Origin of the sequence: Acidothermus cellulolyticus 11B (assembly GCF_000015025.1) — a bacterium.
In the GTDB taxonomy this organism is placed as follows: domain Bacteria; phylum Actinomycetota; class Actinomycetes; order Acidothermales; family Acidothermaceae; genus Acidothermus; species Acidothermus cellulolyticus.
This window is the reverse complement of sequence record NC_008578.1, coordinates 316670-340124: the sequence shown is the minus strand read 5'-3', so window position 1 is coordinate 340124 and position 23455 is coordinate 316670. Positions and strand designations below refer to the sequence as shown.

The following is a 23455-nucleotide window of genomic DNA, read 5'->3' as shown; positions in this document are numbered from 1 at the left end:
TCACGCCCTGGCCGAACGCTCCGCGCCTGCCTGCGCCACACCGGTCCGCTGCTGCGGTGACTCTAGCATCGCCCGGCTGGTCGGTCAGGACCGACGGATCGAACCGCCTGCCCCTTCGATCTTCGCCTTTGCCGACAACGAGAACGCATCCGCCGTCACGTGCAACGCCACGGTCACGTCGCCGTCGCCGAGAATCTTCACCGGTTGCCCGGACCGCACCGCGCCGCGTCGTACCAGGTCGGCGGGGGTCACCTCGCCCCCGTCCGGGTAGAGCTCCGCGAGCCGTCCCACGTTGACCACTTGGAACTCGGTGCGGAACCGGTTCCGGAACCCCTTGAGCTTCGGCACCCGCATGTGCAGCGGCATCTGCCCGCCCTCGAACCGGGCCGGTACCGTGTGCCGGGCCTTCGTTCCCTTGGTTCCCCGGCCGGCGGTCTTCCCCTTGGAGCCCTCACCCCGGCCCACCCGGGTCTTGGGGGTATGCGCACCGGGAGCCGGGCGCAGGTGATGGGGCTTGAGCAGGCTGGCCGGCGCGGAGGACGATTCCTCCTCGACCGGCCGTACCGACGTCCGGGCCATCACTCAACCTCCTCGACGCGAACCAGGTGCGCCACCGCGCGGATCATGCCCCGGATCTCCGGGCGATCTTCCTTCACGACCGTGTCCCGCAACCGCTTGAGACCAAGGCTGCGCAGGGTGTCACGCTGCTCGGCCGTGCCGCCGATCCCGGAGCGAACCTGGGTGACCTTGAGCCGCGGCATCTCACACCCCCGCCTCGGCCTTGGCCCGCAAGAGTGCGGGTGGGGCCACCTCTTCCAGCGGGAGTCCCCGTCGCACCGCGACCTTCTCGGGAGGGACCAGCGCCCGCAGCGCCTTGACCGTCGCATGCACGATGTTCACCGCGTTGTCGGAGCCGAGCGACTTGGAGAGCACATCACGCACCCCTGCACACTCCAGCACCGCGCGCACCGGGCCACCGGCGATCACACCGGTTCCCGGGCTGGCCGGACGCAGCAGGACGACCCCGGCGGCAGCTTCTCCGATCACCGGATGCGGGATGGTGCCTTGCACCCGGGGAACGGTGAAGAAGTGCTTCTTCGCCTCCTCGACGCCTTTCGCGATCGCGGCGGGCACTTCGCGGGCCTTGCCGTACCCGACACCGACCATGCCGTTGCCGTCTCCGACGACCACGAGCGCCGTGAAGCTGAACCGCCGTCCACCCTTGACGACCTTGGCGACCCTATTGATCGTCACGACCCGCTCGAGAAAGTTGCTCTTCTCGGGGCTGGCCTCTTGCCGGCGACTCTCGCGACGCTCGCGTCGCTCACTCGCCGCACCGCCTCGACGTCCTGCCGTCGCCATCAGCTCCGTCCCATCCTCGGTCGTTCTCCTCGCTGCTCACACGCGTCGATCACAACACCAGCCCGCCTTCCCGAGCGCCATCGGCAATCGCCGCGACCCGCCCGTGGTAGCGGTAGCCGGCCCGGTCGAAGACCACCGTGGTGATTCCCGCCGCTTTCGCCCGCTCGGCGATCAACTGGCCGACGCGCCGCGCCTTGGCCGTCTTGTCGCCGGCGAAACTGCGCATCTCCGGCTCGAAGGACGACGCACTCGCAAGGGTGTGGCCACGGGTGTCGTCGACGATCTGCACGAAGACATGCCGCGCCGACCGATGGACGACGAGCCGCGGCCGCTCCGGCGTCCCGCTGATCTTCTTGCGCACCCGGAAGTGGCGGCGCATCCGTGCCGCGGTCCGGGTCGAGCCACGGCCGACCCGACGACTGAGCAACTGTGGCATGTTACTTTCCAGCCTTTCCGACCTTGCGGCGCACGTTCTCGCCCTGGTAGCGCACACCCTTGCCCTTGTACGGCTCCGGCTTGCGAAGCTTGCGGATGTTGGCCGCCACCTCGCCGACCTTCTGCTTGTCGATCCCGTGCACGACGAACCGGGTGGGCGTTTGCACCTCGAACGAGATGCCCTCCGGCGGCCGGACCACCACGGGATGGCTGAAGCCGAGGGCGAACTCCAGATCGGAGCCGCGAGCCTGCACGCGGTAACCGGTTCCGACGATCTCCAGCGTCTTCGCGAAACCCTGCGTCACACCGGTGATCATGTTCGCGATGAGGGTGCGCGTCAGCCCGTGGAGACCGCGGGTGCGGTTCTCGTCGTCCGGACGACGCACGTGCAGGGTCCCGTCCTCGGCCTTCTCGACCGTGATGGGCTCGGCGATCGTGTGCGTCAGGGTGCCGCGAGGCCCCTTGACGGTGACCGTCCGGCCGTCAATCGTGACGTCAACCCCAGCCGGCACCGGAATGGGAAGTCGCCCGATACGTGACATCTCGTCTCCCTCTACCACACGTACGCCAGCACCTCGCCGCCGATGCGCCGCTTCGCGCATTGGCGGTCGGTGAGGAGACCGGCAGACGTCGAGATGATCGCGATACCGAGCCCGCCGAGCACTCGAGGCAGGTTCTCGGCCTTGGCGTACACCCGCAACCCCGGCTTGCTGACCCGGCGCACGCCGGAAATTGACCGCTCGCGGTTCGGCCCATATTTGAGCGTGATCACGAGGTTCTTCGCCGTCGCGTGCCCAGGCACCGGGTCAACCCGGTAACCGGCGATGTACCCCTCGCGCTGGAGAATCTCCGCGATATTCGCCTTGATCTTTGAGTAGGGGATCACGACGGTGTCGTGGTACGCCGAATTGGCGTTGCGGACCCGCGTCAGCATGTCCGCGATCGGATCGGTCATCATCGCGCTATTTCGCCCTTCCCGCCGCGGTTTCCGTCCACCGGACCTGCGGCGTCCCTGTTGCCGCGCTCATCGTCACCAGCTGCTCTTGGTCACGCCCGGCAGTTCGCCGCGGTGAGCCATCTCCCGCAAGCACAGCCGGCACAGCCCGAACTTGCGGTACACCGAATGCGGCCGCCCGCACCGGTTGCACCGGGTGTAGGCGCGGACCGCGAACTTCGGCTTCCGCTGCGCCTTTACGATCAGTGCTTTCTTCGCCATGGTCAGTTCTCCCGGAACGGAAAGCCGAGGTGCCGGAGGAGGGCGCGGCCCTCGTCATCGGTGCGCGCCGTCGTCACGACGGTGATGTCCATGCCGCGGAACCGGTCGAGCTTGTCCTGATCCACCTCGTGGAACATCACCTGTTCGGTGAGTCCGAAGGTGTAGTTGCCGTGGCCGTCGAACTGCTTCGGTGACAGTCCCCGGAAGTCGCGGATCCGGGGCAGGGCGAGGGTGAGCATCCGGTCCAGGAACTCCCACATGCGGTCGCCGCGAACCGTCGCGTAGGCACCGATGGCCATCCCGGCACGCAGCTTGAACTGCGCGATCGACTTGCGGGCCCGGGCGATCGCCGGCCGCTGGCCGGTGATCGCGGCTATGTCGCGGACCGCGCCTTCGATCAGCTTGGCGTCACGGGCTGCCTCGCCAACGCCCATGTTCACCACGACCTTCACCAAGGTCGGGACTTGCATGACGTTGCGGTACCCGAACTGTTCACGCAGCGCGGGTACGACGTGCTCGCGGTAGTACTGCTTGAGCCGCGGCACGTAACCCGCCGGCCGCCCAGCCGTCAGAGCAGGGTGTGTGGTCGTCATCGGCGTCCTATATCTCCTTGCCGCATCGTTTGCAGATCCGAACCGGCCGCGTCTTGCCCGTGCTTGCGTCGACGACGTCCTGCCGCCGGCCCAGACGGGTCGGCTTCTCGCACTCCGGGCAGACGACCATGACGTTGCTCACGTGGATCGGCGCTTCCTTGGTGATGATTCCGCCCGTCTTGGAGCCGCGGGTCGTTGCGGTCACCTTGGTGTGCCGGCGCACCCGGTTGACCCCTTCGACCAGCAGCTTCTGCTCGCGCGGAAACGCGGCAATCACCTTGCCCTTGGTGCCGCGGTCCTTGCCGGCAATGACCTGAACGGTATCGCCCTTGCGTACCTTCAATCCGGCCATCACAGCACCTCCGGTGCGAGCGAGATGATGCGCATGAACTTCTTCTCCCGGAGCTCGCGGCCGACCGGGCCGAAGATGCGGGTGCCGCGCGGGTCGCCGCCGTCTTTGATCAGCACGGCGGCGTTCTCATCGAACTTGATGTACGAACCGTCCGGACGACGGCGTTCCTTGGCTGTGCGGACGACGACCGCCTTCACGACGTCGCCCTTCTTCACGCCGGCGCCGGGGAGAGCGTCCTTGACCGTGGCAATGATGACGTCGCCGATGCCGGCGTACCGGCGACCCGAGCCGCCGAGCACGCGGATGCAAAGGATCTCGCGGGCTCCGGTGTTATCCGCGACCTTCAGTCGCGACTCCTGCTGAATCACTGCCCTCTCTCCCGTGTCTGTTGCCTGTCCTGCCGGCGTGCGCCGGTAAGGGCGTGCGCCGGTACTACTTGGCCCTCTCCACGATCCGGACCAGCCGCCACCGTTTCGTTGCCGAAAGCGGCCGAGTCTCCATGAGGAGCACCCGGTCGCCGACTTTGGCGGTGTTCTGTTCGTCGTGCGCCTTCAACTTGCTCGTTCGGCGCATGACCTTGCCGTAGAGCGGGTGCTTCACCCGGTCCTCAACGGCAACGACGATCGTCTTGTCCATCTTGTCGCTGACGACGACACCCTCGCGGACCTTGCGGATTCCCCGCCGCGGCTTGGTTGCAGTCGACTGCTCGATCTGTTCGCTCATGCGGCGCCCTCGGTCTTCTGCTCCTTCACGATGATCCCGAGTTCCATCTCGCGCATCACGGTGTAAATCCGCGCGATCTCCTTGCGCACGGCGCGCAACCGGCCGTGATTCTCCAGCTGCCCGGAGGCGAACTGGAACCGGAGGTTGAACAGCTCGGCCTTCGCCTCCCGCAACCGGTTCGCGAGCTCGTCCGGTTCGAGGGTCCGCAGCTCGTCGGCTTTGTTCGTCACGACACCTCCACCTCGCGACGTACGAACCGGCATTTCATCGGAAGCTTGTGCATCGCTCGGCGCAGTGCTTCCCGGGCTACCGGTTCCGGGACGCCGGCAAGCTCGAACATCACCCGGCCCGGCTTGACGTTGGCGACCCACCATTCGGGTGAGCCCTTGCCAGAGCCCATCCGCGTCTCAGCAGGCTTCTTAGTCAACGGCCGGTCCGGAAAGATCGTGATCCAGACCTTGCCGCCACGGCGGATATGCCGGGTCATGGCGATACGGGCGGACTCGATTTGGCGGTTCGTCACGTACGCCGGCTCCAACGCCTGGATGCCGTACTCGCCGAACACCACCCGGGTGCCGCCCTTGGCAACCCCGCTGCGCTTCGGGTGATGTTGCTTGCGGTGCTTGACCTTACGCGGAATGAGCATGGCTCACCCCTCCTTCGTCTCGGTCGCGTCGGATGGCGCGTCGGCTCCGCCAGGGGCCTCCTCGGCCGCTGCCGACGTTGTCGGTTCAGCCGGTGCAGCGTTCGACCCGCCTGTCCCGGTTTCTCCGGTGACCGCCGCGGCGGCGGCCGGCTCGGCAGTCACGACCGGCTGCTCGGCCACCGGCCGCTCGGCAGCCCCCTGCCCGGCAGGAGCTGTGTCGGCGACCACCGGCACGTCGGCGCCGGCGGCCGCCGGCGCAGCAGCCGCTCCAGGTTCGGCCACGGCCGGCGCAGCAGTCTCCAGCGCGGGTGACTCGGCCGCCGGCTGTTCGCGGCGGGCCGACCGGCCGCGGACCGCACGCTGCTGCACGCGGGCGGCGACCCGCGCGGCTTCGTGGTCGCGTCCGGCGACGACGTCGCCCTTGTATATCCAAACCTTGACGCCGATGCGGCCGAACGTCGTCCGCGCTTCGTAGAAGCCGTAGTCGATATCGGCACGGAGCGTGTGCAGCGGAACCCGGCCCTCACGGTAGAACTCGGTGCGGCTCATCTCAGCTCCGCCGAGCCGTCCGGCGACCTGCACGCGAACGCCCTTGGCGCCCGCCTTGAGCGCGCTCTGCAGCGCTTTGCGCATCGCCCGGCGGAACGAAACCCGCTGACTCAACTGCTCGGCCACACCCTGGGCGACGAGCTGGGCGTCGATCTCGGGGTTCTTGACTTCGAGGATGTTGAGCTGCACTTGCTTGTTCGTGAGCTTCTCCAGGTCGGCGCGGATCCGGTCAGCTTCGGCACCGCGACGTCCGATGACAATCCCTGGCCGCGCCGTGTGGATGTCGACCCGGACCCGGTCCCGGGTGCGTTCGATCTCCACTCGGGAGATGCCGGCCCGCTCCATCCCTCGGGTCATCATCCGCCGGATCGCGACGTCTTCCTTGACGTAGTCGCGGTACATCCGGTCGGCGTACCAACGGCTGGAGAACTCGGTGGTAATGCCCAGCCGGAACCCGTGCGGGTTGACTTTCTGGCCCACTAGCGGGTCCCTCCTTCATCCGTGGACTCTGCGTCCGAATCGTGCCCCTCGGTCTCCGCTGCGCGGCGGCGCGCGGACGTCGTGCTCTTCCGAGCCGCCGGACGCCGGACGGCCGGCTTCTCCGCCTCCGCTGCCGGAGCGGTCTCGGTCGTCTGCTCGTCCGTTGTGGCGACCTCCGCCTCAGCCGCTCCGCCAGCCTTGGTCTCGGCCGCCGTCGCGGCCGGGGTCTCCGTCGCCGCGGACGCCACCGCAACCGGGGTCTCAACCGTGGGCGGAGCGCCCGCCGTCGCAGCTGCCTCGACCTCCACGGTCTCGGTGGTCGCCGCCACCGGCTGGGCGGCCGGGGTCTCCGTCGCCGCGGACGCCGCTGGCTTGCCGGCCCCGGTCAGCCGCCGGCGGTGGCGGGCCCCCTTCGGCACGGCCTTCTTCGTCGCGCGGGTCTCCGCTTCCGCCGGCCACGACTCGACATGGATGGTGATGTGGCTGGTGCGCTTGCGGATCCGGTACGCCCGACCCTGGGCCCGCGGCCGGAACCGTTTGAGCGTCGGACCCTCGTCGACGTACGCGGCCGAGACGACGAGATCCTCGGCGTCCAGCCGCTCCCCCTGCTTGGCGGCCTCTTGCTGCGCGTTGGCGATGGCGCTGGCGAGCACCTTGTAGACGGTCGCGCTGGCGGCCTGCGGCAGGAACTGCAAGGTGGTGAGGGCCTCATCGGCCGGCAGACCGCGGACCAGGTCCACGACCCGGCGGGCCTTCATCGGAGTGATCGTCGAATACCGCAGCCGTGCCCTCGCCCGGACGACCGGGCCGGTGAGCGAGGCGGTCGATCCCATCGGACTAGCCACGACGCGACCTCCGATCTTCCTTGACATGGCCGCGGAACGTGCGAGTCGGCGCAAACTCGCCGAGCTTGTGTCCGATCATCGCTTCGGTGATAAAGACCGGCACGTGCTTGCGGCCGTCATGGACGGCGATCGTGTGCCCGATCATCTCCGGCACAATCATCGAGCGACGTGACCACGTTTTGATCACGTTCTTGGTGCCCCGGGCGTTCTGCGCCTCCACCTTCTTCAGCAGGTGGTCGTCGACGAACGGCCCTTTCTTCAGGCTGCGCGGCATCGCGAGCAACTCCTAGCGCTTCTTGTTCGACTTGCGACGGCGGACGATCAGCTTGTCGCTCGGCTTGTGCTTGCGACGAGTGCGGCCCTCCGGTTTGCCCCACGGGCTTACCGGATGGCGGCCGCCCGAAGACTTCCCTTCGCCTCCACCCAGCGGGTGGTCGATCGGGTTCATCGCCACCCCGCGGACGCTCGGCCGCTTCCCCTTCCAGCGCATCCGGCCGGCCTTGCCCCAGCTGATGTTGGACTGCTCGGCGTTGCCGACCTCGCCGACCGTGGCCCGGCACCGGATGTCCACGTTGCGGATCTCGCCGGACGGCATCCGCAGCTGGGCATACATCCCTTCCTTGGCGACGAGCTGCACGCTCGCTCCCGCCGAGCGAGCGATCTTCGCGCCACCGCCTGGACGAAGTTCGATGGCGTGCACCACGGTTCCCACCGGGATGTTGCGGAGCGGGAGGTTGTTCCCGGGCTTGATGTCAGCGCCGGGACCCGATTCGACGACGTCCCCTTGAGCGAGGCGGGCAGGCGCCAAGATGTAGCGCTTCTCGCCGTCCGCGTAGTGCAGCAGGGCAATCCGCGCGGTGCGGTTGGGGTCGTACTCGATGTGCGCCACCTTCGCCGGGACGCCGTCCTTGTCGGCCCGTTTGAAATCGATCAGGCGGTAGGCCCGCTTGTGGCCGCCGCCCTGGTGCCGCGTGGTGATCCGACCGTAGACGTTCCGGCCGCCCTTGGAGTGCAGCGGCCGGACCAGCGACTTCTCCGGGTGCTCTCGGGTGATCTCCACGAAGTCGGCGACGCTCGCGCCCCGCCGTCCCGGGGTCGTCGGCTTGTACTTGCGAATGCCCATGGTCTGCTTCCTCGCTCGTCCGTTCGGTCGGGGTCAGCTCACCGGCGGACCGAAGATGTCGATCCGGTCACCCGGTGCGACCGTGACGATCGCCCGCTTGGTGTTCTTCCGTTGGCCCCAGCCGCGGCGGGTCCGCTTGCGCTTCCCCTGCCGGTTGATGGTGTTGACGTCGAGCACGCGAACGTTGAACACCTTCTCAACCGCGATCTTTATCTGGGTCTTGTTCGACTCCGGTGGGACCAGGAACGTGTACTTGTTCTGGTCGAGGAGTCCGTAACTCTTCTCCGAAATCACCGGAGCAAGCAGGACGTCACGCGGATCGCTGCTCATCGCCGTCTCCTTCCGCCGTCCGGTCGCCCCCACGTCCGAGGAACTCGCTCAGTGCCTGCTCGGTGAAGACGACGTCGTCACTGGACAGGACGTCGTACGCGTTCAGCTGATCCGCCACCAGCAGGTGCACGTCCGGGATGTTGCGCAGGCTCTTCCAGCCGGTCTCGTCTCCGCGATCCAGGACGACGAGGACCCGACGCCGCTCGGTGCCCAGCGCCGTCCGGAGCGCCTCGAGCGCTTGCTTAGTGGACGGCGCCTCCCCGTCGACGATGCGCGGCAGTACGTGAATTCGTCCAGCGCGCGCCCGGTCGGTGAGGGCGCCGCGCAGGGCGGCCGCCTTCATCTTCTTCGGGGTGCGCTGGTCGTAGTGGCGTGGCATGGGGCCGTGCACCACACCACCGCCGGTGAACTGCGGCGCGCGGATGGAGCCTTGGCGGGCCCGGCCCGTGCCCTTCTGCCGGTACGGCTTCTTCCCGCCGCCGGAGACCTCGCCGCGGGTCCGCGTCTTGTGGGTGCCCTGGCGGGCGGCGGCGAGCTGCGCAACGACGACTTGATGAATGAGCGGCACGTTGACCTGGACGTCGAACACGTCCGCCGGTAGTTCGACGGTCCGGTCGGTGCCGGCGACGGTCACGGTGGTCATGCGGCACCTCCGTCCCGATTCGCCTTGCCCTTGGCGGCGGTACGGACGTACACCAGCCCGCCGTTCGGTCCCGGCACCGCTCCCTGCAGCAAGAGCAGGTTCTCCTCAGGTTTGACCGCTTGGACGGCGAGGTTCTGCACGGTCACCCGTCGCCCGCCCATCCGGCCGGCCATGCGGAGCCCCTTGAAGACGCGGCCGGGAGTGGCGCACGCGCCGATCGAGCCGGGCGAACGGTGCTTGCGCTCGGTTCCGTGCGAGTCCGGCAGGCCGCGGAAGTTGTGCCGCTTCATCAGGCCCGCGAAGCCTTTGCCCTTACTGACGCCGGCGACATCAACCCGTTGGCCGGGAGTGAAGATCTCGACGGTCACTTCCTGGCCCACCGTGTACTCCGCGGCGTCACCGGTGCGAACCTCCGCGAGGTAACGCCGGGGTGTCACGCCAGCCGCCCGGAAGTGCCCAGCCAACGGCTTGTTGACCCGCCGGGGATCCACAGCGCCGTAGCCGAGCTGAACCGCCGAGTACCCGTCCCGGTCGGGGGTGCGGACCTGAGTGACGACGCACGGCCCGGCACGGACGACGGTCACCGGGATGACCCGGCCCGATTCGTCGAAGACCTGGGTCATGCCGAGCTTCTCGCCCAGCAGCCCTTTCACCTGTTTCGGCATCGTCTGTCCCTTACAGCTTGATCTCGATGTCGACACCGGCGGGGAGGTCCAGCCGCATGAGCGAGTCAACCGTCCGCGGAGTGGGGTCGATGATGTCGATCAGCCGCTTGTGGGTGCGCATCTCGAAATGCTCGCGGCTGTCCTTGTCCTTGTGCGGGGAGCGGATCACGCAGTACACGTTCTTCTCGGTCGGGAGCGGCACCGGACCGGCGACCCGCGCCCCGGTACGCGTCACCGTCTCGACAATCTTGCGGGCCGAGCTGTCGATGACCTCGTGGTCATAGGCCTTCAGCCTGATGCGGATCTTCTGTCCGGCCATGGTCGTCCGATCCCTCGCTTCGTCTCGTCGCTCTCTCGCCTCGTGCCGCCCTGCGCAGGCTCGGCACGCTGCGGCGGCCGGAGGTCGACCTCCGGCCGCCGCGCTGCACTACTTGAGAATCTTCGTCACTCGGCCGGCGCCGACGGTCCGGCCACCCTCACGGATGGCGAACCGCAGCCCCTCCTCCATGGCGATCGGTTGGATGAGCTCCACCCGCATTTCCGTGTTGTCGCCCGGCATGACCATCTCGGTGCCCTCCGGGAGATGGACGACACCGGTGACGTCGGTGGTGCGGAAGTAGAACTGCGGCCGGTAGTTGTTGAAGAACGGCGTGTGCCGGCCGCCTTCGTCCTTGGACAGCACGTAGACCTGCGCCTCGAATTCGGTGTGCGGGGTGATGCTGCCTGGCTTGCAGACCACCTGTCCCCGCTCGACTTCTTCGCGCTTGATGCCGCGGAGCAGGACGCCGATGTTGTCGCCGGCACGGCCTTCGTCCAGAAGCTTGCGGAACATCTCGACGCCGGTGACCGTGGTCTTCAGGGTCTTGGGGTGGATGCCCACGATTTCGACTTCGTCACCGACCTTGACGACACCACGCTCGACACGTCCGGTGACCACCGTACCGCGGCCTGTGATCGTGAAGACGTCCTCGATCGGCATGAGGAACGGCTTGTCGATCTCCCGGACTGGCTCGGGAATGTAGTCGTCGCACGCCTTGAGGAGGTCGAGGATCGACTGTGTCCACTTGGGATCTCCCTCGAGCGCCTTCAGCGCGGAGACCCGGACGACCGGCACGTCGTCCCCGGGGAATTCGTAGCTGTTGAGCAGTTCACGCACTTCAAGCTCGACGAGCTGCAAGATCTCCTCGTCGTCGACCACGTCAGCCTTGTTCAGCGCCACCACGATGTAGGGGACGCCGACCTGCCGGGCGAGAAGCACGTGCTCCTTGGTCTGCGGCATCGGACCGTCAGCCGCCGAGACGACGAGGATCGCACCGTCCATCTGCGCCGCACCGGTGATCATGTTCTTGATGTAGTCGGCGTGCCCCGGGCAGTCGACGTGTGCGTAGTGCCGCTTCTCCGTCTGGTACTCGACATGCGCGATCGAGATCGTGATGCCCCGAGCCCGCTCTTCCGGCGCCTTGTCGATCTGCTCGAACGGCGTGTACGGGTTGATGTCGGGGTTCTGGTCGTGCAAGACCTTGGTGATAGCCGCCGTCAGGGTGGTCTTGCCATGGTCGATGTGACCAATGGTGCCGATGTTGACGTGGGGCTTGGTCCGCTCGAACTTCGCCTTCGCCACTGGTACTCCTTGGGGTGGGTTGCTTCGCCGTACGACGGATGGTTGCTCGCCCGGGGCGATTACTCGCCTCGAGCCTTCTTGATGATCTCCTCTGCGATGTTCCGTGGAACCTCCGCATAGGAGTGGAACTCCATGCTGTAGCTCGCCCGGCCCTGGGTGCGACCGCGGAGGTCGCCCACGTAACCGAACATCTCAGAGAGTGGCACCAAGGCTCGGATCACCCGGGTGCCGGCGATGTCATCCATCGCCTGGATGGTGCCGCGCCGGCTGTTCAAGTCTCCGATCACGTCGCCCATGTACTCCTCTGGGGTGCGTACTTCGACCGACATGATCGGCTCGAGCAGCACGGGGTCCGCGCGACGTGCTGCTTCCTTGAACGCCATGGACCCGGCAATCTTGAACGCGAGTTCGGATGAGTCCACTTCGTGGTACGCGCCGTCTTGCAGCGTGACGACGACGTTCACCATCGGGTACCCGGCGAGGACGCCGAACTGCATGGCCTCCTGGCAGCCGGCGTCGACCGCCGGGATGAATTCCCGCGGGATCCGGCCACCAGTGATCTTGTTGATGAACTGGTACCCGGTGTCGCCGTCCGCGCCGCCGCCCGGCTCGAGGTCGATGACCACCCGGGCGAACTGACCCGCTCCACCGGTCTGCTTCTTGTGGGTGTACTCGACACCCTCGACCTTGCGGCGGATCGTCTCCCGGTACGCGACTTGCGGCTTGCCGACGTTGGCCTCGACATTGAATTCGCGCTTCATCCGGTCGACGAGGATCTCCAGGTGAAGCTCACCCATCCCGGCGATGATCGTCTGACCGGTCTCTTCGTCGGTGTGCACCTGGAAGGTCGGATCCTCCTCGGCGAGGCGCTGGATCGCCGTCGAGAGTTTTTCTTGGTCCGCCTTGGTCTTCGGCTCGATCGCCACGTTGATGACCGGCGTGGGGAACGTCATCGATTCGAGGACGATCGGGTGGTCGGGATCGCAGAGCGTGTCGCCGGTCGTGGTGAGTTTGAGCCCGACCACCGCGACGATCTGGCCGGCTCCCGCGGACTCGATGTCTTCCTGCTTGTTGGCGTGCATCCGCAGGACGCGGCCGATCCGCTCCCGCTTCCCCTTGGTCGCGTTGAGCAGGGAAGCTCCGGCGGTCAGCCGTCCTGAGTAGATGCGCAAGTAGGTGAGCTTGCCGAGGTACCGATCGCTCATGATCTTGAAGGCAAGCGCGGTGAACGGCTCATCGTCACTCGGCTTGCGATGCAGCAGCACCGATTCGTCGCCGGGCTGGTAGCCGACGACGTCGCCGATGTCGAGCGGGCTGGGCAGATAGTCGACGACGGCGTCCAGCATCGGTTGCACGCCCTTGTTCTTGAATGCGCTGCCGCAGAGCACCGGGGTGACCTTGTTGGCGATCGTTGCCCGCCGGATGGCGGCCTTGAGCTGCTCGACGGTCGGCTCATGCCCTTCGAGGAAGAGCTCCATCATCTCGTCGTCGTGCTCAGCCAGCGTCTCGATGAGCCGATCCCGCCACTCCCGGGCGGCGTCGAGCCGGTCGGCGGGAATGTCGACGATGTCGTACGTCTCGCCCTTGCCCTCGCCGCTCCAGTACAGGCCGCGCATCGCGACGAGATCGATCACGCCGCGGAAGTCCGACTCCACACCCCACGGCAGTTGGACGACGAGCGGAACCGCCTGGAGCCGAGTGACGATCATGTCGACGGTGCGGTGGAATTCGGCGCCGACCCGGTCCATCTTGTTGACGAAGCAAATCCGCGGCACGCGGTACCGGTCGGCCTGCCGCCAGACCGTCTCCGACTGCGGTTCGACGCCAGCGACGGCATCAAACACGGCGACAGCCCCGTCAAGGACGCGGAGCGAGCGCTCCACTTCCACGGTGAAGTCGACGTGGCCCGGCGTGTCAATGATGTTGATCTGGTAGCCGTTCCAGTGGCAGGTCGTCGCCGCGGACGTGATCGTAATGCCCCGCTCCTGCTCCTGGGCCATCCAGTCCATCGTCGCGGAGCCTTCGTGGACCTCACCGATCTTGTAGTTGATGCCGGTGTAGTAGAGGATCCGCTCGGTGGTCGTGGTCTTGCCCGCGTCAATATGGGCCATGATCCCGATGTTGCGGACCTTGGCCAGATCGGTCGTGAGCACAGTGGGCACGGTGGTGGAACTTCCTCGTCGACTCTCGGCTTACCAGCGGTAATGGGCGAACGCCCGGTTGGATTCGGCCATCTTGTGGGTGTCTTCGCGGCGCTTGACGCTCGCACCGAGGCCGTTGCTCGCGTCCAGCAGTTCGTTGGTCAGCCGCTCGATCATGGTCTTCTCGCGGCGAAGCTTGGCGTAGTGCACGATCCAGCGCAGGGCAAGGGAGGTGCTCCGTTGCGGGCGCACCTCGACCGGCACCTGGTAGGTGGCGCCACCGACCCGGCGGCTGCGCACCTCGAGAGTCGGCCGGACGTTGTCGAGGGCCCGCTTCAGGGTGATGAGGGGATCGGTTCCGGTACGGGCGCGGCATCCCTCGAGGGCGTTGTAGACGATCCGCTCGGCGAGCGATCGTTTGCCGCGCTGCAACACCTTGTTGATCAAGGCGGTGACGAGCGGTGACCCGTACACCGGGTCAGAAACGATAGGCCGCTTCGGGGCTGGACCCTTCCGGGGCATCAGCTCTTCTCCTTCTTCGCGCCGTACCGACTCCGACCCTGCTTGCGGTTCCGAACACCCTGGGTGTCCAACGAACCGCGGATGATCTTGTATCGGACGCCCGGGAGATCCTTCACACGTCCGCCACGCACCAGCACGATCGAGTGCTCCTGCAGGTTGTGGCCGACGCCGGGGATGTACGCCGTCACCTCCACGCCGCTGGTCAACCGCACACGGGCAACCTTGCGGAGTGCCGAGTTCGGCTTCTTCGGCGTCGTCGTATACACGCGGGTGCACACTCCACGCCGCTGCGGCGAGCCCTTGAGCGCAGGCGTCTTGGTCTTGCTGGCCTTCGCCTGGCGGCCCTTGCGGACCAGCTGCTGGATCGTTGGCATACGCGCCCTTCGTGGATCCTCAAACGTGATCGCTCGGTCTGTCCGATGTCCTGCTCCCTGCACCCTATCGCCGCTCCACGCGGTCGGGCGTGTCGGGCTCGGCCGGAGGCCGCCTGCCGGCGGCCACACGCCGAGCACCGCGCAAACCAAGCAACGCGCGCAGAACAGCGAAGGCGCCCGGGAAGCCGGGCACGAGCGACTAGGTTACCGAGCCCGTGCCGGCAGGTCAAAACCGGGTCCCGTTTCAGCGCAGGGACTCCGCCGGCGCGCCGAGTAGCCGGCCGCAGCAGCGGTCAGTCGCTGCCGTAGTTCGCGGCTACGCCAGCCACCGGGACCGCGACGTCACGGAGCAACCCACCGCTCGACGGCACGGGGGAACGCCTGCGCCAATGACGAAGCGCACCGGCCCTCTTCTCGGCGACGGCTCCGGCGACTCCCGGAGCCGTCGGAGTGAACAACCGGGCACCGCCGCCGGCCGGCGAGACCGCGCTCAGCGATCGTAACTGCCGTAGTCGTAATCGTCGAGCGGAACGGCCTGACCCGAGCCGGTGCCGAATTGCCCGTACCCAGAGGCGTAACTGCCGGTGTCGTACCCGCTCATGGAGTAGACCGCGGCACGCGCTTCCTCGGTCGGCTCGACCCGGATGTTCCGATACCGCGGCATGCCGGTGCCGGCCGGGATCAGCTTCCCGATGATCACGTTCTCCTTGAGGCCGAGGAGCGGGTCCGACTTGGCGTTGATCGCCGCATCGGTGAGCACCCGCGTCGTCTCCTGGAAGGACGCCGCCGAGAGCCACGATTCGGTGGCCAGCGACGCCTTCGTGATCCCCATGAGGACGGGTCGAGCGGTTGCCGGCGTGCCGCCTTCGGCGACCACGCGGCGGTTCTCCTCCTCGAATTTCGGCCGCTCGACGAGCTCTCCGGGCAGAAACTCGGTGTCGCCGGATTCGAGGATGTTCACCCGCTTGAGCATCTGCCGCACGATGATCTCGATGTGCTTGTCGTGGATCGGCACACCCTGCGAGCGGTACACCTCCTGGACCTCCTGAACGAGGTGCACCTGGACCGCCCGGGGGCCGAGAATCCGCAGCACCTCATGCGGGTTCACCGTGCCTTCGACCAGCTGGGTGCCGACTTCGACGTGCTCACCTTCCGCAACCCGCAACCGGGCCCGCTTGGAGACCTGGTAGGAGACCTCCTCCGAGCCGTCGTCCGGGGTAATGATGATCTTCCGAGCCTTCTCGGTTTCTTCGATCTTCACACGACCGGTCACTTCGCTGATCGGCGCGACACCCTTCGGCGTACGGGCCTCGAACAGCTCGACCACCCGCGGGAGACCGTGCGTGATGTCCTCACCGGCAACCCCACCGGTGTGGAAGGTCCGCATGGTCAGCTGGGTTCCCGGCTCGCCAATCGACTGCGCAGCGATGATCCCAACGGCCTCGCCGACGTCGACGAGCTTGCCGCTCGCAAGCGACCGACCGTAGCACGCCGCGCAGACCCCGAGCTTGGACTCGCAGGTCAGCACGCTCCGCACCCGAACCTGTTCGACGCCGTGGGCGAGGAGTTCCGTGATCGTGAGATCGCCGATGTCCGACCCCTTGGCGGCAAGCACCTTGCCGTCGACAATCACGTCCTCGGCGAGGGTCCGGGCGTACACGCTCGTCTCAACCGTGGGCAGCCGGGTCAGCGTGCCGTCCGGGCCTTTGACACCGATCCGCATCGAGATGGCGCGCTCGGTGCCGCAGTCTTCCTCCCGGACGATGACGTCCTGCGAGACGTCGACCAGCCGCCGGGTCAGGTAACCGGAGTCGGCCGTCCGCAACGCGGTGTCGGCGAGACCCTTCCGCGCCCCGTGCGTGGAGATGAAGTACTCCAGAACGCTCAGGCCCTCCCGGAAGTTCGACTTGATCGGCCGAGGGATGATCTCGCCCTTGGGGTTGGCGACCAGACCACGCATGCCGGCAATCTGCCGGACCTGCATCATGTTTCCGCGCGCCCCGGAGTTGACCATCATGAAGACGGGGTTGTCCTTCGGGAAGTTCGCTTCCATCTCGCGTGCCACGTCGGCGGTGGCCTGCGTCCAGATCTCGATGAGCTCTTGCCGCCGCTCGTCGTCGGTGATCAGACCGCGTTCGTACTGGCGCTGGACCTTCTCGGCCTTGGCCTCGTAGGCTTCGAGGATTTCCTGCTTGCGCGGCGGCATGACGACGTCCGAGATGGAGATCGTCACGCCGGCCCTGGTCGCCCAGTGGAAACCGAGTGTCTTCATCTCGTCCAGGCAGGCGGCCACCATCACCTTCGGGTACCGCTCGGCGAGGTCATTGACGATCGTCGAGAGGTCCTTCTTCGTCAGTTCGTAGTTGATGAACCGGTAGTCCGGCGGCAACGCCTCGTTGAAGAGGATGCGTCCCAGGGTGGTCTCCACCAGCAGCGGATCACCCGGTTGCCAACCGTCCGGCGGCGTCCAGGAGCCGGTGCCGTCGTCCACGGCGACGACGTCCTTCAACCGCACCTTGATCTTGGCTTGAATGTCGAGCTCGCCAAGGTCGCGGGCCATGATGGCCTCGGCGTCCGAGGAGAAGACCCGTCCCTCGCCGGTCGCGCCGGGCTTGATGGTCGTGAGGTAGTAGATGCCGAAGACCATGTCCTGGCTGGGCATCGTCACCGGACGGCCGTCGGCCGGCTTGAGGATGTTGTTCGACGACAGCATGAGGATGCGCGCTTCCGCTTGGGCCTCGGCGGAGAGCGGCAAGTGCACGGCCATCTGGTCGCCGTCGAAGTCGGCGTTGAACGCGGCGCAGACGAGCGGGTGGATTTGGATCGCCTTGCCCTCGACGAGCTGCGGTTCGAACGCCTGGATGCCGAGCCGGTGCAGGGTCGGGGCTCGGTTGAGCAGCACCGGGTGCTCCTTGATCACCTCTTCGAGGACGTCCCAGACCATGGCGTACCGGGACAGTCCGCTGGTCGCCCGCTCGACCATCCGCTCGGCGCTCTTGATGTTCTGAGCGTGATTGAGGTCAACGAGCCGCTTCATGACGAACGGCTTGAACAGTTCGAGCGCCATCACCTTGGGCAGCCCGCACTGGTGGAGCTTGAGCTGGGGACCCACAACGATGACCGAACGGCCGGAGTAGTCGACCCGCTTGCCCAGCAGGTTCTGGCGGAACCGTCCCTGCTTGCCCTTGAGCATGTCGGAGAGCGACTTCAACGGCCGGTTGCCCGGGCCGGTGACCGGCCGGCCGCGGCGGCCGTTGTCGAAGAGGGCGTCGACCGCCTCCTGCAGCATCCGCTTCTCATTGTTGACGATGATCTCCGGCGCGCCGAGGTCGAGGAGGCGCTTCAACCGGTTGTTCCGGTTGATGACCCGCCGGTAGAGGTCATTCAGGTCGGACGTCGCGAACCGCCCGCCGTCCAGCTGGACCATCGGCCGGAGGTCCGGCGGGATCACCGGGATGCAGTCGAGAACCATGCCCATCGGCGAGTTCCGGGTGTTGAGGAACGCCGAAATCACCTTGAGCCGCTTGAGCGCCCGTGCCTTCTTCTGCCCGCGACCGTTGCGGATCTGCTCGCGAAGCGCCTCAGCCTCCGCTTCGAGGTTGAACGACTCCAGCCTCTCCTTGATCGCCTGGGCGCCCATGCCGCCGCGGAAGTACTGCCCGAAGCGGTCCCGCAGTTCCCGGTACAGCACCTCGTCGCCTTCGAGGTCTTGCACCTTGAGGTTCTTGAACCGGGTGAAGACTTCGTCGATGCGGTCGATCTCTTTCTGCGCGCGCTCCCGGATCTGCCGCATCTCCCGTTCGGCGGCTTCCCGCACCTTGCGCTTGGCGTCCGCCTTGGCACCCTCGGCCTCCAGCGCCGCGAGGTCCTCTTCGAGCTTGCGGGCCCGCTCCTCCAGCTCGACGTTCATGCGCTTTTCGATCTCTTGCTTCTCGACGGAGATCTGCGCCTCGAGGCTGGGCAGATCGCGGTGCCTGGCCTCCTCATCCACCCAAGTGATCATGTATGCGGCGAAGTAGATGACCTTCTCCAGGTCCTTGGGTGCAAGGTCGAGCAGGTAGCCGAGCCGGCTCGGGACTCCCTTGAAGTACCAGATGTGAGTGACCGGCGCGGCCAGCTCGATGTGGCCCATCCGTTCCCGCCGGACCTTCGAGCGGGTGACCTCGACGCCGCAGCGCTCGCAGATGATTCCCTTGAACCGCACGCGCTTGTACTTGCCGCAGTAGCACTCCCAGTCCCGGGTGGGACCGAAGATGCGCTCGCAGAACAGGCCATCCTTCTCCGGGCGCAGCGTCCGGTAGTTGATGGTCTCGGGCTTCTTGACTTCGCCGTGCGACCACTGGCGGATGTCGTCAGCCGTGGCCAGACCGATACGCAGCTCGTCGAAGTAATTGACGTCGAGCACGTGGATTCCTTCTTTCCTTTGCGCGGTTAGGCGGTGTCGTCACCCAGTTGCGGATCTGTAGATCGTCATACGGACGCCGGAGAGCCGCTCGGCATTAGATCTCCTCGACGCTGCTGGGTTCGCGGCGCGAGAGGTCGATGCCGAGCTCTTCGGCGGCGCGGAAGACTTCGTCATCCGTCTCCCGCATCTCGACGGTCATCCCGTCGCTGGAGAGGACCTCGACGTTGAGGCAGAGCGCCTGCATCTCCTTGACCAGGACCTTGAACGACTCGGGGATGCCCGGCTCCGGGATGTTCTCGCCCTTGACGATCGCCTCGTAGACCTTGACCCGGCCGAGAACGTCGTCGGATTTGATCGTGAGCAGCTCCTGCAGCGCGTACGCCGCACCATAGGCCTCGAGCGCCCACACCTCCATCTCGCCGAACCGCTGGCCACCGAATTGGGCTTTCCCACCCAACGGCTGCTGGGTGATCATCGAGTAGGGGCCGGTCGACCGGGCGTGCAGCTTGTCGTCCACCAGGTGGTGGAGCTTCATGATGTAGATGTAGCCGACGCTGATCGGCTCCGGATAGGGCTCGCCGGTCCGGCCGTCGAAGAGCCGCGCCTTGCCGTCCGGGCCGACCATCCGCAAGCCGTCGCTGTTGGGCAGGGCGTTCTCCAGAAGACCGCGAATCTCGTCCTCTTTCGCGCCGTCGAAGACGGGGGTCGCGACGAGCGTGTTCGGCGGTGCGTCCAGGGCGCCGATGTCGGCGAGCCGCTTCCGCCAGCCCTCGGGCTGGCCGTTGAGCTCGACCTTCCAGCCCGACTTGGCCGCCCAGCCGAGGTGCGTCTCCAGCACCTGACCGACGTTCATCCGGCCGGGCACACCGAGCGGGTTGAGGATGATGTCGACCGGAGTGCCGTCCTCCAGGAACGGCATGTCCTCCTCCGGGAGGATCTTCGCGATGACGCCCTTGTTGCCGTGCCGTCCGGCCAGCTTGTCCCCATCGGTGATCTTCCGCTTCTGGGCGACGTAGACCCGGACGAGCTCGTTGACGCCGGGCGGCAACTCCGCGTCGTCCCGCGTGAAGACCTTGACATCGATGACCTTGCCGGACTCGCCGTGGGGAACCTTGAGCGAGGTGTCCCGGACCTCACGGGCCTTCTCCCCGAAGATCGCCCGGAGAAGCCGCTCTTCGGGGGTGAGCTCGGTCTCGCCCTTCGGCGTCACCTTGCCGACGAGGATGTCACCGGGGACGACGTCGGCGCCGATGCGGATGATGCCGCGCTCGTCCAGGTCGGCGAGGATCTCCTCGCTGACATTGGGAATGTCGCGGGTGATCTCTTCCGGGCCGAGCTTGGTGTCCCGGGCGTCGACCTCGTGCTCTTCGATGTGGATCGACGAGAGGATGTCCTCCTTGACGAGACGCTCCGAGATGATGATGGCGTCTTCGTAGTTGTGGCCTTCCCAGGACATGAAGGCGACGAGCAGGTTACGCCCGAGCGCCAGCTCGCCGCCCTGCGTGCAGGGGCCGTCCGCGATCGGCTGTCCGGCCTCGACCCGCTGACCCTCGTCGACGATCGGCTTCTGGTTGATGCACGTCCCTTGGTTGGAGCGGCGGAACTTCGCCAGCCGGTAGGTCTGCCGGGTACCGTCGTCGGCCGCAATGGTGATCGCGTCAGCCGAGACTTCCTCGACGACGCCGGCCTTGCTCGCGATGACGACGTCACCGGCATCGACGGCCGCGCGGAACTCCATGCCCGTACCGACGAGCGGCGCTTCGGCGCGCAGCAGCGGTACCGCCTGGCGCTGCATGTTCGAGCCCATGAGCGCCCGGTTCGCGTCGTCGTGCTCGAGGAACGGGATGAGCGCGGTCGCCACCGAGACCATTTGTCGCGGCGACACGTCCATGTAGTCGACCGTGCTCGGGTGGACGTAGTCGACCTCTCCGCCGCGACGGCGCACCAAGACCCGCTCCTCGGCGAAGCTGCCGTCCTCGTTGAGGGGGGCGTTGGCCTGGGCGATGACGTGCCGGTCTTCCTCGTCGGCGGTGAGGTAGTCGACCTGGTCGGTCACCCGGCCATTGATCACCTTCCGGTAGGGGGTCTCGACGAAGCCGAACGCGTTGACCCGGCCGTGCGTTGCGAGCGAACCGATCAGACCGATGTTCGGACCTTCCGGTGTCTCGATCGGGCACATCCGGCCGTAGTGGCTGGGGTGCACGTCACGGACTTCGAACCCCGCGCGCTCCCGGGACAGACCACCCGGGCCGAGCGCGTTCAACCGGCGCTTGTGGGTGAGGCCGGCCAGCGGGTTGGTCTGGTCCATGAACTGGCTGAGCTGGGAGGTGCCGAAGAACTCCTTGATGCTCGCCACCACCGGCCTGATGTTGATCAACGTCTGGGGGGTGATGGCCACGATGTCCTGGGTGGTCATCCGCTCCCGGACCACCCGCTCCATGCGCGCCAGCCCCAGCCGGATCTGGTTCTGGATGAGCTCGCCGACCGTCCGCAGCCGCCGGTTGCCGAAGTGGTCGATGTCGTCCGTTTCGATGATCACCGTCCGGCCGTTCCGGGTGGTCTCCGTCTGCCCGGCGTGCAGCCGCACGAGGTAATCGATGGTGGCGACGATGTCTTCTTCGGTGAGGGTGTTCTGGGTGTACGGCAGGTCCAGGCCGAGCTTCTTGTTGACCTTGTATCGGCCGACCTTCGCAAGGTCGTACCGCTTGGGGTTGAAGTACAGGTTGTTCAGCAGGGTCTGCGCCGCCTCGTACGTCGGTGGTTCGCCGGGACGAAGCTTGCGGTAGATGTCGAGGAGGGCCTCCTCCTGGGTGTGCACATGGTCCTTCTCGAGGGTGGCCCGGATCGCCTCGAACTCCCCGAACCGCTCCAGGATGCGGGCGTCGTCCCAACCGAGCGCCTTCAGCAGGACCGTCACGCTCTGCTTGCGCTTCCGGTCGATGCGGACGCCGACATTGTCCCGCTTGTCGATCTCGAGCTCGAGCCACGCACCCCGGCTCGGAATGATCTTGCATCCGTAAATGTCACGGTCGGAGGTCTTGTCGACGGTGCGATCGAAGTACACGCCCGGGGATCGGACCAGCTGCGAGACGACGACCCGCTCGGTGCCGTTGATGATGAACGTGCCCTTCTCGGTCATCAGCGGGAAATCGCCCATGAACACGGTCTGGCTCTTGATCTCGCCGGTCGTGTTGTTGACGAATTCCGCGGTCACGAAGAGCGGCGCCGAGTAGGTGAAGTCGCGCTCCCGGCACTCGTCGGGGGTGTTCTTGGGCGGCTCGAAGCGGTGGTCGCGGAACGACAGGGACATCGTGCCGGAGATGTCTTCGATCGGGCTGATCTCCTCGAAGATCTCCTCGAGTCCCGACGAGGTGTTGACGTCGGTCCGGCCGGCGGCAAGCGCCGCCTCGACCCGCGCCTTCCACGCGTCGTTGCCGACGAGCCAGTCAAAGGACTCGATCTGCAGGGCGAGGAGGTTGGGGAGGTCGAGCGGTTCGTGGATTTTGGCGAATGAGACGCGGTGGGGAGCTAGAGGTCCGTTGATCATCGATGTACTGCCCGAGGCGGCCAAGTGAGGTTCCTTCCAGGGCTCGCGATCTACCATGCGCACACAGCCCCCGTCCGACGGCGACGAACGGCAGGCAGCGCAAAAGAGCAGTGTAGCCAATAGGCACACCGCTGTCGAGCGTCCGGTCCAGACGCTTGATCGAAAATATTCACCGTTACTGCGAGAATGCGCACACTCTCAGCGTCGCGTCAAGCGCCACCGGCTATTTCACAGCCGAATTTCCCCGGGGACGCCCAGCCGGGCCTTTGACGGAGCCCCGCCGATGCGTGCGCGGGCACTCCGAGGCAGGGCGGCGACTGTCGGACTCCGGGCAGCGGCCGTCCGGGGCGGCGGCCGTCCGGGGAAGTGCCAGGCGTAGCCGTCAAGGGCCGTGGCGGGCGTCGTCCGGCTGGCAGCGCGACGACCGGTCGGCCTACTTGACGGTGACTTTGGCGCCGGCGCCTTCGAGCGCGGCCTTGGCCTTGTCGGCCGTCTCCTTGTTGACCTTCTCCAGGACCGGCTTCGGCGCCCCGTCGACGAGGTCCTTCGCCTCCTTGAGCCCGAGGCTGGTGAGCTCGCGGACGGCCTTGATGACCTGAATCTTCTGCGCGCCGGCGTCCTCGAGGATGACGTCGAACTCGGCCTGCTCCTCGACCTCCTCGGCCGGGGCGGCCCCGGCACCCGCGGCCGGAGCGGCCGCCACAGCGACCGGCGCGGCAGCGGTCACGCCGAACGTCTCCTCGAAACGCTTGACGAACTCGGAGAGTTCGAGCAGCGAGAGCTCCTTGAATGCCTCGATGAGCTCGTCGGTGCTGAGCTTGGCCATGGCTGGAACTTCCTTTCTCCCTGGGTGTGCTTCTCGTGATGTCGTGACGTCGATGAG

27 protein-coding genes and 1 pseudogene are annotated in these 23455 nt (G+C 66.7%); all 28 read right to left on the bottom strand.

Going from position 1 to position 23455, the window contains the following annotated elements; all coding sequences use genetic code 11:
- Positions 1–84 precede the first annotated feature (84 nt).
- Positions 85–579 (bottom strand): 50S ribosomal protein L15, encoded by a 495-nt coding sequence (rplO, locus tag ACEL_RS01695; RefSeq protein WP_011719162.1) that lies wholly within the window; start codon positions 577–579, stop codon positions 85–87.
- Positions 579–761, bottom strand: a complete 183-nt coding sequence (rpmD, locus tag ACEL_RS01690; RefSeq protein WP_011719161.1) for a 50S ribosomal protein L30 — start codon at positions 759–761, stop codon at positions 579–581. Before rpmD ends, rplO begins: the two co-directional genes overlap by 1 nt.
- A gap of 1 nt (position 762) precedes the next feature.
- On the bottom strand, positions 763–1362 hold the full coding sequence (gene rpsE / locus ACEL_RS01685; RefSeq protein ID WP_011719160.1) for a 30S ribosomal protein S5: 600 nt from the start codon (positions 1360–1362) through the stop codon (positions 763–765).
- A 49-nt stretch (positions 1363–1411) separates the two neighbouring features.
- Positions 1412–1798 carry a 50S ribosomal protein L18 gene (gene rplR, locus ACEL_RS01680; protein WP_011719159.1) on the bottom strand — a complete coding sequence of 129 codons (387 nt, stop codon included), beginning with the start codon at positions 1796–1798 and terminating at the stop codon, positions 1412–1414.
- Position 1799: 1 nt separating this feature from the next.
- Complete coding sequence (gene rplF / locus ACEL_RS01675) at positions 1800–2339, bottom strand: 50S ribosomal protein L6 (RefSeq protein ID WP_011719158.1); 540 nt, start codon at positions 2337–2339, stop codon at positions 1800–1802.
- An 11-nt stretch (positions 2340–2350) separates the two neighbouring features.
- Positions 2351–2752, bottom strand: coding sequence for a 30S ribosomal protein S8 (gene rpsH, locus ACEL_RS01670; protein WP_041835218.1), 402 nt, complete (start codon positions 2750–2752; stop codon positions 2351–2353).
- Positions 2753–2827: 75 nt separating this feature from the next.
- Positions 2828–3013 (bottom strand): type Z 30S ribosomal protein S14, encoded by a 186-nt coding sequence (locus ACEL_RS01665; protein ID WP_011719156.1) that lies wholly within the window; start codon positions 3011–3013, stop codon positions 2828–2830.
- 2 nt (positions 3014–3015) lie between these two features.
- A complete protein-coding gene (gene rplE, locus ACEL_RS01660) occupies positions 3016–3606 on the bottom strand; it encodes a 50S ribosomal protein L5 (RefSeq protein ID WP_011719155.1) in 591 nt (196 codons plus the stop codon).
- Between the two features lie 7 nt (positions 3607–3613).
- The gene (gene rplX / locus ACEL_RS01655) at positions 3614–3958 is read right to left on the bottom strand and encodes a 50S ribosomal protein L24 (RefSeq protein WP_011719154.1); all 345 of its coding nucleotides are present in this window, start codon (positions 3956–3958) and stop codon (positions 3614–3616) included.
- Positions 3958–4326 (bottom strand): 50S ribosomal protein L14, encoded by a 369-nt coding sequence (rplN, locus tag ACEL_RS01650; protein ID WP_011719153.1) that lies wholly within the window; start codon positions 4324–4326, stop codon positions 3958–3960. The genes rplX and rplN overlap by 1 nt, the downstream gene beginning before the upstream one ends.
- A gap of 64 nt (positions 4327–4390) precedes the next feature.
- Positions 4391–4681 carry a 30S ribosomal protein S17 gene (gene rpsQ, locus ACEL_RS01645; RefSeq protein WP_011719152.1) on the bottom strand — a complete coding sequence of 97 codons (291 nt, stop codon included), beginning with the start codon at positions 4679–4681 and terminating at the stop codon, positions 4391–4393.
- Positions 4678–4944, bottom strand: a complete 267-nt coding sequence (gene rpmC / locus ACEL_RS01640; protein WP_049751325.1) for a 50S ribosomal protein L29 — start codon at positions 4942–4944, stop codon at positions 4678–4680. The genes rpsQ and rpmC overlap by 4 nt, the downstream gene beginning before the upstream one ends.
- Positions 4908–5327 (bottom strand): 50S ribosomal protein L16, encoded by a 420-nt coding sequence (rplP, locus tag ACEL_RS01635; protein ID WP_011719150.1) that lies wholly within the window; start codon positions 5325–5327, stop codon positions 4908–4910. Before rplP ends, rpmC begins: the two co-directional genes overlap by 37 nt.
- A gap of 3 nt (positions 5328–5330) precedes the next feature.
- Positions 5331–6356 (bottom strand): 30S ribosomal protein S3, encoded by a 1026-nt coding sequence (gene rpsC / locus ACEL_RS12890; protein ID WP_011719149.1) that lies wholly within the window; start codon positions 6354–6356, stop codon positions 5331–5333.
- 413 nt (positions 6357–6769) lie between these two features.
- Positions 6770–7189, bottom strand: a pseudogene (rplV, locus tag ACEL_RS12515) (50S ribosomal protein L22); the annotation flags it as partial.
- Between the two features lie 4 nt (positions 7190–7193).
- A complete protein-coding gene (gene rpsS, locus ACEL_RS01620; protein WP_011719147.1) occupies positions 7194–7475 on the bottom strand; it encodes a 30S ribosomal protein S19 in 282 nt (93 codons plus the stop codon).
- A 12-nt stretch (positions 7476–7487) separates the two neighbouring features.
- Positions 7488–8324, bottom strand: coding sequence for a 50S ribosomal protein L2 (gene rplB / locus ACEL_RS01615; protein ID WP_011719146.1), 837 nt, complete (start codon positions 8322–8324; stop codon positions 7488–7490).
- 33 nt (positions 8325–8357) lie between these two features.
- Positions 8358–8654 carry a 50S ribosomal protein L23 gene (gene rplW / locus ACEL_RS01610; protein ID WP_011719145.1) on the bottom strand — a complete coding sequence of 99 codons (297 nt, stop codon included), beginning with the start codon at positions 8652–8654 and terminating at the stop codon, positions 8358–8360.
- Complete coding sequence (rplD, locus tag ACEL_RS01605; RefSeq protein ID WP_011719144.1) at positions 8635–9297, bottom strand: 50S ribosomal protein L4; 663 nt, start codon at positions 9295–9297, stop codon at positions 8635–8637. Before rplD ends, rplW begins: the two co-directional genes overlap by 20 nt.
- Complete coding sequence (gene rplC / locus ACEL_RS01600) at positions 9294–9962, bottom strand: 50S ribosomal protein L3 (protein ID WP_011719143.1); 669 nt, start codon at positions 9960–9962, stop codon at positions 9294–9296. The genes rplD and rplC overlap by 4 nt, the downstream gene beginning before the upstream one ends.
- A gap of 10 nt (positions 9963–9972) precedes the next feature.
- Positions 9973–10281: a 30S ribosomal protein S10 gene (gene rpsJ / locus ACEL_RS01595; protein ID WP_011719142.1), complete on the bottom strand. Its 309-nt coding sequence runs from the start codon at positions 10279–10281 to the stop codon at positions 9973–9975.
- A 108-nt stretch (positions 10282–10389) separates the two neighbouring features.
- A complete protein-coding gene (gene tuf, locus ACEL_RS01590) occupies positions 10390–11583 on the bottom strand; it encodes an elongation factor Tu (RefSeq protein WP_011719141.1) in 1194 nt (397 codons plus the stop codon).
- A gap of 59 nt (positions 11584–11642) precedes the next feature.
- Entirely contained in the window at positions 11643–13694 is a 2052-nt protein-coding gene (gene fusA / locus ACEL_RS01585; RefSeq protein ID WP_049751547.1) for an elongation factor G, read from the bottom strand.
- An 81-nt stretch (positions 13695–13775) separates the two neighbouring features.
- The gene (gene rpsG, locus ACEL_RS01580; protein ID WP_011719139.1) at positions 13776–14246 is read right to left on the bottom strand and encodes a 30S ribosomal protein S7; all 471 of its coding nucleotides are present in this window, start codon (positions 14244–14246) and stop codon (positions 13776–13778) included.
- The gene (gene rpsL, locus ACEL_RS01575; protein WP_011719138.1) at positions 14246–14620 is read right to left on the bottom strand and encodes a 30S ribosomal protein S12; all 375 of its coding nucleotides are present in this window, start codon (positions 14618–14620) and stop codon (positions 14246–14248) included. The genes rpsG and rpsL overlap by 1 nt, the downstream gene beginning before the upstream one ends.
- A gap of 490 nt (positions 14621–15110) precedes the next feature.
- Positions 15111–19025 carry a DNA-directed RNA polymerase subunit beta' gene (locus tag ACEL_RS01570; protein ID WP_011719137.1) on the bottom strand — a complete coding sequence of 1305 codons (3915 nt, stop codon included), beginning with the start codon at positions 19023–19025 and terminating at the stop codon, positions 15111–15113.
- Positions 19026–19119: 94 nt separating this feature from the next.
- Positions 19120–22596, bottom strand: a complete 3477-nt coding sequence (rpoB, locus tag ACEL_RS01565) for a DNA-directed RNA polymerase subunit beta (protein WP_041835216.1) — start codon at positions 22594–22596, stop codon at positions 19120–19122.
- A 409-nt stretch (positions 22597–23005) separates the two neighbouring features.
- Positions 23006–23398 carry a 50S ribosomal protein L7/L12 gene (rplL, locus tag ACEL_RS01560; protein ID WP_011719135.1) on the bottom strand — a complete coding sequence of 131 codons (393 nt, stop codon included), beginning with the start codon at positions 23396–23398 and terminating at the stop codon, positions 23006–23008.
- Positions 23399–23455 lie beyond the last annotated feature (57 nt).